Below are 10,160 nucleotides of genomic sequence, written 5' to 3' on the forward strand. Positions count from 1 at the left end.
GTCCCGGGGCGCCACTGAGCTGTGTGGTGCGCGGGGGGGCGCGGCCGGGGGGCGGCGCGCCTCCGGCGCCCGACAAGCCGCCCCCCCCCGCCGCCCGCCGCGCCCGGCGCGCCCGACCCTCCACGGCCGCTCCCGATGGGCGGCCGTAGGTGTCAGTGCTGTCGGTGCGGTGTCACTCGGCGACGGGCGCCGTGGCCGACGAGGCGGCGGTGCCGGCCCCGGCGGCCGCAGCGGCCTTGGCCGCCTCCTCCGCCTCGATCTTGGCGTGGGTCTTGGCCGCACGGCGCTTCATCACCCAGGCCGAGGCCGCCCCGATCACCACGGCGGCCGCGAGGCCCGCCCAGGAGAACCGGGAGAGCCAGGGCTCGATGGCCTTGCCGACCTTGTAGACCAGCAGGGTCGTGCCACCGGCCCAGACGATGCCGCCCAGCACGTTGGCGATCAGGAACTTCCAGTACGGCATCCGGAGCGCGCCCGCGAGCGGACCGGCGAAGATGCGCAGCAGGGCGATGAAGCGGCCGAAGAAGACCGCCCACATGCCCCACTTCTGGAAGGAGCGCTCGGCGGTGGCCAGGTGGGAGGGCCCGAAGTGCTTGGGGAACTTCCGTCCGAGCTTCTCGAACAGCGGCTTGCCGCCCTTGCGGCCGATCGAGTAGCCGATCGAGTCACCGATGATCGCGCCCGCGATCGCGCAGATCGCGATCCCCCACGGGCTCACCACACCCTTGACCGCCATCAGGGACGCCGTGACCAGCGCGATCTCGCCGGGCAGCGGGATGCCCAGCGACTCGATCCCGATGATCAGGCCGATCAGGGCGTACACCGCGGTCGGTGGGACGCTCTCGATCCAGGCGTCGATGTGCAAGGCCAGTACCTCCGTGGCAGGTCGGGCCGGGGTCGGCTCCCCGTGGAGCCGCACGCCCGTCCCGGCGGTTGTCCGATGGCGGCACCCTGGCCGCTCCCCCCGGGGCGCAGCCTAACGTGCCGGGCGGCCCGTCCCCCTGGCCGATCACCCGTTGTTACGACGTACGTCCCGACTCCCATAGTTCCAGGCCGACCGGCATTTCTTCAAGATTCGGTAAAACGCAGTGCGACGACCGACGGACGCTGCTTGATCACGCGCGCGAGCGGCAGCACGGCGCGCAGCAGTCCGCGCCCGCCCTCCGGGTACACCTCCCGCACGCCGGTGACCGCCGGGTGGGCCTGCGCCAGCTTGCCGAGCTCGTCGGCGTCCATGCCGAAGGGCATCGGCGGGGCCTGGTAGTGCCGGTCCCGCAGCTTCCCGGCCACGGCCCGGCGGCCGGCCCAGCGCGGTACCGCGTCCAGCACCAGCGCGCCGCCCGGGAAGCGCTCGGCGCAGGCGGCGATCAGCGCCCGGACCTCGGTCGGCCGCAGGTACATCAGCAGGCCCTCGGTGGTGATCAGCACGCCGCGCGCCGGGTCCGGGTCGACCTCGTCCATCCAGCGCTGGTCGGTGGCCGAGCAGGCGAGGATCCGGTGGCGGTCGTCCGGCGGCAGCAGCTGCTCGCGCAGCCGGGCGGTCTCGGGCAGGTCGACGGACAGCCAGCTCGCCCGGCCGTTGTCGACCCGCCAGGCCTGGGTCTCCAGCCCGTCGCCGAGGCCGACCACGGTGCCCCGCGGGTACCGGTCGAGGAAGTCCGCGACCTCCCGGTCGAAGCAGGCCGCCCGCAGCGCCTGCACCTGGCTCACCAGCCGCGACTCCCCGAACCGGGCGGCGAACGGGAAGTCGATCCGCCCCACCAGCCCCACCGCCACCGGGTCGTGCAGCACCGCGTCGGGCCGCCGGGCCTCCACCGCCCGGTGCCACAGCGTCCACAGCGCCGTCTCGGGCACCTTCCCCAGCTCCGGACGTTCCCCGCCACCGCTCACCGCTCACTCCTTCGGACGTGCACCGTGCTCCGGCATGAACCCGCCGATTCTGACACCCGCCCCGGACCGCCCCTCCCGGCGACGCGCCGCGCCGCGGGGCGGGGCGGGGCGGGCGCGTCAGTGGCGGAACACTCCAAGATCCACTCGTGATCGTTGTGCCCGGCGGTGGCCGCTGGCCGCCTCCGTGCTGTCCCAGACTGGCAACGCGGCGCCCTCTCCGGCAGCCGCCTCCACCACCCGGCCCACCCAAGGACTGCCACCGTGAGCGAGCGCGTTCTCATCCCCCGCAACCGGGGGTTCCTCTTCCTCGACTCCCACCCGGCGGGCTGCGCGCGACTGGTCGCCGACATGTGGCGGGACTGCCCCGACCCGGCCCGACTGCCGGACGGCGAAGGGCCGGTGGCCCTGATCATCGGCTCCTCGGCCGGGTACGGCCTGGCGGCCACCGTCGCCGGGCTCAAGCGGGCCGGCATCCGCGGCATCCTGGTCTCCTTCGAGAAGGGCCCCACCGAGCGGCGCACCGCCACGGCCGGCTGGTACCGCACCGCCGCCACCGCCGAACTCGCCCGCGCCGCCGGTCGGGACGTGGTCCTCCTCAACGGCGACGCCTTCTCCGACGCGATGAAGGACCAGGTCGCCGACCTGATCGAGGAGCGCTTCGGCGGCCGGCTGGACCACCTGGTCTACTCGGTGGCCGCGCCCCGGCGCACCGACCCCGACACCGGCGCCACCTACGCCTCCGTCCTCAAGCCGATCGGCCGGGCCGACCGCACCAGGACTCTCGTCTTCGACGACCGGGGCCACCCCGAGGTCCGCGAGGTCGGGACCGAACCGGCCGAGGGCGACGACATCGAGCAGACCGTCGCCGTGATGGGCGGGGCCGACTGGGAGCGCTGGATCGACCGCCTCTCCGCCCGGGGGCTCCTCGGCGAGGGCTTCACCACCGCGGCGCTCTCCTACATCGGCTCCCCGCTGACGGCGGCGATCTACCGGCAGGGCACCATCGGCGCGGCCAAGGCCCACCTGGAGGCCACCGCCCGCGCCCTGGACGAGCGGCTCGGCCAGGCGGTCGGCGGGCGGGCCGTCACCTCCGTCAACGGCGCCGCCGTCACCCAGTCCTCCACCGCCGTCCCCGGCATCGCCCTCTACACCGGGCTGCTGCGCGGCGTCCTCGGCCCGGACATGGTCCCGCCGGTGCACCAGCTCGCCACCCTGTGGGACCAGCTCACCGGCGCCGCCCCGCTCCTCCTGGACGACGAGGGCCGGGTCCGGCTGGACGGCTGGGAGCTCGCCGAGGAGGTCCAGGCCGCCGTCGCCGAACGCTGGGCGGCCGCCACCACCGACACCGTGGCCGACCTCGCCGACCTCGACTGGTTCCACGCCGAGGTCCAGCGCCTGTACGGCTTCGCCGTCCCCGGCGTCGACTACACCGCCCCGGTGGCCACCGACGTCCCCTGGCCGGGACCGGGACCGGTGTCCTGACCGGCGGCCGCCGGGGCCGCGGCCCCGGCGGTGGTGTCCGGCCCGGGGGTGACCCGGCGGATGCTCAGCAGGCCGAGCAGGGCGACGGCCCCGCCGACGACCGGTACCGCGGCGGGGCCGACGCCCGAGAGCGCCAGCCCGCCGAGCCCGCCGCCGAGCGCCACCCCGAGGAACTGCGCCGAGAAGTGCAGTCCGAGGGCCTGGGCGCGCTGGTCGGGCGCCAGTCCGGCCAGCCGGGTCTGCTGGCCGATGCCGCCCGACCACCAGGCGGCGCCGAAGGCGAACACCAGCGGGAACACGACGGCCGTGGAGATCAGCGGGGTGTCGGTGACGGTGAGTGCGGCCAGCACCGCGAGCAGCCCGGCGATCAGGGTGAGGGCACCGCGCAGCACCGCGGCCACCCCCCGCCGGGCGATGAGCCTGCTGGCGGTCCGTCCGGCGAGCAGTCCGCCGGCCCCGAACACGATCATCAGCGCGGCCACCCCGTTGCTGCCGAGCCCGGTCGCCCGGTGCACCACCGGGTCCAGGTAGGTGTAGACGCAGTAGGCGGCCAGGAACAGCCCGAAGGTGGTCGCCAGGCCCCAGCGGACCGGGGCGCGGCGCAGCAGGCCGAGCCGCCCGGCGGCGGCGTTGCCGCCCGGTGGGACCTCGGGCAGGCCGGTCCGGACGGCGACGGCGGTCAGCACGGCGAGGAGCGTCACGAACCAGAAGGACGCGCGCCAGCCGAGGGCGGAGCCGATGACCGTCCCGATCGGAGCGCCAAGGGTGAGGGCGACGGCGTTGCCGCCCGCGGTCACCGAGATCGCCCTGGGCAGTTCCTCGGGGGTGCAGAGCGCGGCCGCGGTCGCGGCGGCCGGGGCCGCGAAGAGAGCGGCGCCGAGGGCGGCGAGCACCCGGGCGACGGCGAGCACGGTTAAGTCGGGGGCGATCGCGGCGAGGGCGTTGGCGAGGGCGAAGAACAGCGCGGCGCCGGTCAACAGCCGTTTGGGCGGCACCCGGTGGAACAGTCCGATCAGGGGTGGCCCGGCCAGGGCGTAGACCAGCGCGAACACCGTGACCAGCTGGCCGCAGACGGAGACCGAGCTGTGCAGGTCGTGCGCCACGCTCGGGAGCACTCCGGCGATGACGTAGCCCTCGGTGCCCACGGTGAAGGTCCCCAGGGCCAGGAGGTGGATCCGTGGATTCATGGTTCGACGGTACAACATCCGTTGAACCTTTGGAACGAGAGCTCCGCAGAGGAGACCTGACGACACCTCACCACCACACCTGCCGCGCCGGGGGCCGGACCGCACGCCCGGAACGCACGCCCGGAACGCCGCGAACGGCGAACGTAGAATCGAGCCATGCGAGATGCGTTCCACGCCGAACCGGCCACCGTCAGCCTGGCCGAGGCCATGCACGGCCTCAGCGATCCGCTGCGGCTGCGGATCGTCGACCTGCTGGCGCGGGAGGGCGAGACCGAGTGCTCGGTGATCTACCACGCCCTGGGCATCAGCAAGTCGAACGCCTCGCACCACTTCCGGGTGCTGCGCCAGTGCGGACTGATCCTCCGCACCGCCCAGGGCCAGCAGCAGAGCGCCCGGCTGCGCACCGAGGAGTTCGAGGAGCGCTTCCCGGGCCTGCTCCGCGCAGTACTGGACAACATCGACCGCGCGGCCTGACGGGCGGCCGACTCAGCGTGCTCCGCCTTCAGCCCACGCTGAAGGCGCCGTCCGGCGGGGGCGGGGAGTCGGTGGCGTCGGCGTCGGTGACCGGGGCCGTGCGGCCGACCAGGGCGGCCAGCTCCGCGCCGTCGGTGAGCCGGGCCGGGAAGATGTCGCCCGCCAGCAGCCGGGTCAGCTCCGCCACCGGCAGTGGGGCCGTCGAGCCGGCCAGCATGATGTTGCCGTACCGGCGCCCGCGCAGCACCGGGGCCTCCGCCACCAGGCACACGTACGGGAACACCGCCCGCACCGTGGCCGCCTGGGCCCGGGCGAAGGCCAGCGGCGGGCCGTCCGCCAGGTTGGCCGCGTAGCAGCCGCCCGGGCGCAGCGCCGCCGCGGCCAGCCGGAGGAACTCCACCGAGGTGAGGTGCGCCGGGGTGCGGGAGCCGTGGAAGACGTCCGCGATCAGCAGGTCCTGCGAGCCGACCGGGGTGGCCGCCAGGGCCGCCCGGGCGTCGCCGACCGTCGCGGTGACGTCCGCGCCGGGGCCCTGCCAGGGCAGGTGCGCGGCGACCAGTTCCAGCAGCGGCCCGTCCACCTCCACCACGCGCTGGCGCGAACCGGGGCGGGTGGCGGCCAGGTAGCGCGGCATGGTGAGCGCGCCACCGCCCAGGTGCAGCACGTCCAGCGGCCGGCCGGCGGGCGCCAGGGCGTCGGCGAGGTGGCCGAGCCGGCGGGTGTACTCGAACTCCAGGTGGGTCGGGTCGGCGAGGTCGACGTACGACTGCGGGGTGCCGTCCAGGGTGAGCAGCCAGCCGCCGTCCCGGTCGATGTCCGGCATGAGCTTGGCGAAGCCCAGGTCGGTGGCCCGCCCGACCGGCACCGGCTCGTCCGCCTCCACCGGCCCGTCCGTCACGCGGGCTCCCCCACCGGGCGCACGTCCAGGTAGGCCGCCAGCCAGCGGTCCAGCTCGGCGAACACCACGGTCCGGGCCGTCTCGCCGGACAGCACCAGGTCGTGCATGCCGCCCTCGATCCGCACCACCGTGACGTGCCGGCCCAGCCGCGGCCCCTGCGCGGCGATGTCGTCGGCGCGCAGCACCCCGTCGGCGTGGTGCAGGGCGTTGTGCCACTTGGTGGTGGAGACCGACCTCGTCGAGGCCATCAGCAGCACCGGCACGTCGATCCCCAGACCGTGCCGCAGCTGCCGGTGCCCCTGGTGGATCGCCGACAGCCAGCCCGCGTACAGCGGGAAGCCCTCGGCCGGCTTGAGGGTGAGGTCGAAGTCCCACTCGCCCTTGTGGTCCTTGTGCAGGCTGTGGGTGTAGTGCGGGTTCAGCGAGGACGGCAGGATCCGGGTCGGCTTCATCCGCGCGAGCGCCGTCACCACCGGCCCGCCCGCCGTCCGCACGGCCGCCCCGGCGGGCATCGACAGGAACGGACTGTTCAGGAACAGCCCGTCCACCAGCCCCCGCCCGGCCCGGCGCCCCGCCCACAGGGCCCCCACCAGCCCGCCGGTGGAGTGCCCGTTCAGCAGCAGCTGCCGGTGCCCGTCCACCTCCCGGATGATCCGCACCGCCTCGTCGATCTCCTCGTCGTACTCGGCGAGGTCGCGGACGAAGTTCGGCGACTGGTGCGGCCGCAGCGAGCGCCCGTACTTGCGCAGGTCCAGGGCGTAGAACGAGAACCCGAGCGCGGCGTAGTGCTCCGCCAGGTTGGTCTGGAAGAAGTAGTCGTTGTACCCGTGGACGTACAGCACCGCCCGCTCCGCCCCCGGCACCACCCGCCGCACCAGCGTCGCGCAGACCGCCCCCTCGTCATCGGACCGCAGCGTCAGCTCGGCCGCCTCGTAGGGGGCACCCAGGATGTCTTCCCGAAACTCCATCTGCCGCCGCACCCGTCCCTCTGCTCCGCCCGCCCTTCCGGCAGGTCACCACCCGTTCCGCCCCCGACCATACCGGCCGGTAGCCGCGGCCCGCGCGGCAGCCGTCCCGAAGCGCTCCGGGGCGAACGGCCGGAGGCCGGGGTGGCGACGGTCGGCGGGTGGAGGGCCGCCGTCACGTGCGCGGCCACGGCCTGGACGACGCTGCCCGGCTGTCGCCCCCGCTGACGCCGTCGTGCACCGCGCAAGGGCAGCCGTCCGCGCTTCCCCGTCGCTTCGCGTGCGCCTGCTGTGCGCCGGTGGTCGTGTGGAACGCTTCCCGGACGGACACGGCGAGTTGGGGAGTCTGCATGCAGCACGGGCACATCGATCCGTCGCTCTACCGTTCGGCGGCGGAGGCGATCGCGGCGCCGCCGGAGAAACTGGCGTACGTGGCCGGGTTCGACCGGGCGGGGCGGCAGCCGGATGCCCTGCTCACCGTGGACACCGACCCGGCGTCGCCGAGTTACGGGAAGGTGCTCAACTTCGCCGAACTGCCGACCCTCGGGGACGAGTTGCACCACTTCGGCTGGAACGCCTGCTCCAGCGCGCTGGCGCACGCCTGCCACGAGAACCCGGAGCGGCGGTTCCTGCTCCTCCCGGGGCTGCGGTCGTCGCGGCTGCACGTGATGGACACCCGGCCGGACCCGGTGCGGCCGCGCCTGGTGAAGACGGTCGAGGCGAAGGAGCTGGCCGCGAAGGCGGGTTACTCGCGGCCGCACACCCTGCACTGCGGCCCGGAGGGGGTGTTCCTGTCCTGCCTCGGCGCGGGTGACGGCGGCGACGGGCCCGGCGGGGTGGCGCTGCTGGACCACACCACCTTCGAGGTGCTGCGCCCCTGGGAGACGGAGCGCGGGCCGCAGCACTTCGCGTACGACGTCTGGTGGCACCTGGGGACCGACGTGGGGGTGACCAGCGAGTGGGGCACCCCGTGGATGGTCGAGGACGGGGTGCTGCCCGAGCAGCTGCTCGCCCGCAAGTACGGGCACGCTCTGCACTTCTGGGAGCTGGGCACCGGCCGGCACCTCCAGCGGGTCGACCTGGGGGACCAGTACCAGATGGTGCTGGAGCTGCGCCCCGCGCACGACCCGCAGGCGGAGTGGGGCTTCGCCGGGGTGGTGGTGAACGTGGAGGACCTCTCCTCCTCGGTCTGGCTCTGGTACCGGGACGGCCCGGCGTTCACCGCCCGCAAAGTGATCGAGATCCCGGCCGAGCCCGCCCGGGCCGAGGAACTCCCGCCCGCGCTAAGGCCGTTCGGGGCGGTGCCGCCGCTGGTGACCGACATCAACCTGTCGGTGGACGACCGCTGGCTGTACGTGTCGGCCTGGGGCACCGGCGAGCTGTTCCAGTACGACGTGTCGGACCCGTTCCACCCCCGGCTGGCCTCCTCCGTCCGCCTCGGCGGCGTCGCCGCCCGCACCCCGCACCCGGCCGAGCCGGGGCGGCCGCTGAGCGGGGCGCCGCAGATGGTGGAGATCAGCCGGGACGGACGGCGGCTCTACCTCACCAACTCCCTGTACGGCGCCTGGGACGACCAGTTCTACCCGGACGGCATCGAACCGTGGATGGTCAAGCTGGACGCCGACCCGGAGGCCGGCGGCCTGAGCGTCGACGAGCGGTTCTTCCCGCACGGCGCCGACTTCCGCGGGCTGCGCGTCCACCAGACCCACCTGGCGGGCGGGGACGCCTCCTCGGACTCGTACTGCTACCGGTGAGCCCCGGCGGGGCTACCGGTAGGCCGACCGGTCGAACCGGATCCGGTCCAACGGGAGTCCCACCGCGAGGAGTTCGGAGCGGACGGCGGCGATCATCCCGGCCGGGCCACTGACGCAGGCGAGGTGCTCGCGCCAGTCCCCGGCGGCGGCGACGGCGTCGGCGAGGCGGCCGGCCGTCACCGGGGTGAGCGACAACCAGGGCTTGTGCAGGCCGAGTTCGGAGAGGGACTGCCAGTCGTAGAGGTCGGACCGGTCGCGGGCGCCGACGAAGAGGTGCACCCGGCGGCCCGGCGGGCGGTGCAGTGCCTGCTGTTCGACGATCGCCTTCATCGGGGCGAGTCCGGTGCCGCCCGCGACCAGCAGCAGGTCGCGGGCGTCGCCGTCGGGCAGCAGGCCGCCGCGCGGCGGGCCGAGGCGCAGCCGGTCGCCGAGGGCGGTGTGCTCGACCAGGGCCGCGCTGACGCCGCCGGGGCCGGTCCGGCGGACGTGGAACTCCAACTCGTTGTCGCCGCGCGGGGCGCAGCCCATCGAGTACTGCCGCCAGGTGTGCGGCAGCGTCGGGTGTTCGACCGTGCCGTACTGGCCGGCCCGGTAGGGGTAGGGCTCCCCGGTACGCACCCGGACCACGGCGAGGTCGGGGCGGCGGCGCTCGTGGCCGGTCACCACGGCGTGCCAGTACGGGGGTTCGGTGAGCGCCGAGTCGGCGCCGGCGACCATCGCACCGACGGCGAACCGCAGCATCCGCACCCAGGCGGCTTCGAGCTCCTGCGTCCACCGTTCGGCGGCCCGGTGCCGGAGGGCCGCGCACAGGGCCTCCTCGAAGGCCGCGTAGTGGACCGGCCGGACGCCCAGCTTCCGGTGGTCGCGGCCGAGTTGGCGGAGCATGCGGGCGAGGTCGGCGGGCTGGTGCAGGTGGTCGATCAGGTGGTGGAAGATGCGTTCCAGGTGGGCCTGCTGGAACTCCATCGAGGCGGGGAAGAGCGGGCGCAGGAAGGGGCGGCGGCGGAACATGACCGCGTAGAGCCGGTCGATCAGGTCCGCGAGCGGGGCGACGGCTCCGAGTTCGCGCCGGATCAGGTGCTGGTCCGCGGCGCCGTCGTGGTCCCCGTAGTCCTGGTCCCCGTAGTCCTGGTGGTCCTCGCGGCCGTCGCGGCCCGGGCCTGCACCGGACCGGGGCCCCGACGGCGCTGCGGGGCTGAGGAGTTGGCGCCGTAGTCGCATCGCGTGGTGGCGGGCGATCAGACGGTCGTACTCGGCGGTGGCGGCCGCGTCGGCCTGGCTGCTGTAGTCCATGACCTGCCCAGTCAACTGCCGGGCCACCGGGGCGGGAAGGGCCGATGGCCCCGGACGGTCCCGGGACCATCGGCCCTCCGTGGCCGGCGCGCGGCCCGCGGCGCACGGCCCGGGCACGGCGGAGCGGCCCCCGCCCCCCCGGGGGGGCCCCCCCCCCGGGGGCGGGGGCCCCCCCGGGGGGCCCCCGCGGGCCCCCCCCCCACGCCCCGCCCCCCCC

The 10,160-nt window shown here is 74.9% G+C and carries 9 protein-coding genes; 3 read left to right on the forward strand and 6 right to left on the reverse strand.

What is annotated here, in order from left to right:
• Positions 1 to 172: 172 nt before the first annotated feature.
• Together ACFWXO_RS41185 and ACFWXO_RS41190 are read right to left on the reverse strand one after the other, a co-directional pair.
• Positions 173 to 865, reverse strand: a complete 693-nt coding sequence (locus ACFWXO_RS41185; RefSeq protein ID WP_375895971.1) for a DedA family protein — start codon at positions 863 to 865, stop codon at positions 173 to 175.
• Positions 866 to 1,068: 203 nt separating this feature from the next.
• Positions 1,069 to 1,890 carry a class I SAM-dependent methyltransferase gene (locus ACFWXO_RS41190; RefSeq protein WP_380531328.1) on the reverse strand — a complete coding sequence of 274 codons (822 nt, stop codon included), beginning with the start codon at positions 1,888 to 1,890 and terminating at the stop codon, positions 1,069 to 1,071.
• Between the two features lie 261 nt (positions 1,891 to 2,151).
• On the opposite strand from ACFWXO_RS41190, the gene fabV reads away from it, so the two are divergent.
• The gene (gene fabV, locus ACFWXO_RS41195) at positions 2,152 to 3,372 is read left to right on the forward strand and encodes an enoyl-[acyl-carrier-protein] reductase FabV (RefSeq protein WP_380531331.1); all 1,221 of its coding nucleotides are present in this window, start codon (positions 2,152 to 2,154) and stop codon (positions 3,370 to 3,372) included.
• Here the strand turns inward: fabV and ACFWXO_RS41200 are convergent.
• Positions 3,315 to 4,559 carry an MFS transporter gene (locus ACFWXO_RS41200; RefSeq protein WP_380531334.1) on the reverse strand — a complete coding sequence of 415 codons (1,245 nt, stop codon included), beginning with the start codon at positions 4,557 to 4,559 and terminating at the stop codon, positions 3,315 to 3,317. The two genes, fabV and ACFWXO_RS41200, sit on opposite strands and share 58 nt — an antisense overlap.
• A gap of 156 nt (positions 4,560 to 4,715) precedes the next feature.
• Between ACFWXO_RS41200 and ACFWXO_RS41205 the strand changes: the two genes are divergently transcribed.
• Positions 4,716 to 5,033, forward strand: coding sequence for an ArsR/SmtB family transcription factor (locus tag ACFWXO_RS41205; protein ID WP_380531336.1), 318 nt, complete (start codon positions 4,716 to 4,718; stop codon positions 5,031 to 5,033).
• A gap of 28 nt (positions 5,034 to 5,061) precedes the next feature.
• Here the strand turns inward: ACFWXO_RS41205 and ACFWXO_RS41210 are convergent, their stop codons facing one another.
• Both ACFWXO_RS41210 and ACFWXO_RS41215 read right to left on the reverse strand, forming a co-directional pair.
• Positions 5,062 to 5,856, reverse strand: a complete 795-nt coding sequence (locus ACFWXO_RS41210; protein ID WP_380531360.1) for a spermidine synthase — start codon at positions 5,854 to 5,856, stop codon at positions 5,062 to 5,064.
• Between the two features lie 71 nt (positions 5,857 to 5,927).
• Positions 5,928 to 6,899 (reverse strand): alpha/beta hydrolase, encoded by a 972-nt coding sequence (locus ACFWXO_RS41215; RefSeq protein ID WP_380531339.1) that lies wholly within the window; start codon positions 6,897 to 6,899, stop codon positions 5,928 to 5,930.
• A gap of 347 nt (positions 6,900 to 7,246) precedes the next feature.
• On the opposite strand from ACFWXO_RS41215, the gene ACFWXO_RS41220 reads away from it, so the two are divergent.
• Positions 7,247 to 8,650, forward strand: coding sequence for a selenium-binding protein SBP56-related protein (locus tag ACFWXO_RS41220; protein WP_375895982.1), 1,404 nt, complete (start codon positions 7,247 to 7,249; stop codon positions 8,648 to 8,650).
• 12 nt (positions 8,651 to 8,662) lie between these two features.
• On the opposite strand, the gene ACFWXO_RS41225 is transcribed toward ACFWXO_RS41220, so the two are convergent.
• Positions 8,663 to 9,943 (reverse strand): globin domain-containing protein, encoded by a 1,281-nt coding sequence (locus ACFWXO_RS41225; protein ID WP_380531342.1) that lies wholly within the window; start codon positions 9,941 to 9,943, stop codon positions 8,663 to 8,665.
• Positions 9,944 to 10,160 lie beyond the last annotated feature (217 nt).

It is taken from the genome of Kitasatospora sp. NPDC059088 (assembly GCF_042738155.1).
Lineage (GTDB): Bacteria > Actinomycetota > Actinomycetes > Streptomycetales > Streptomycetaceae > Kitasatospora.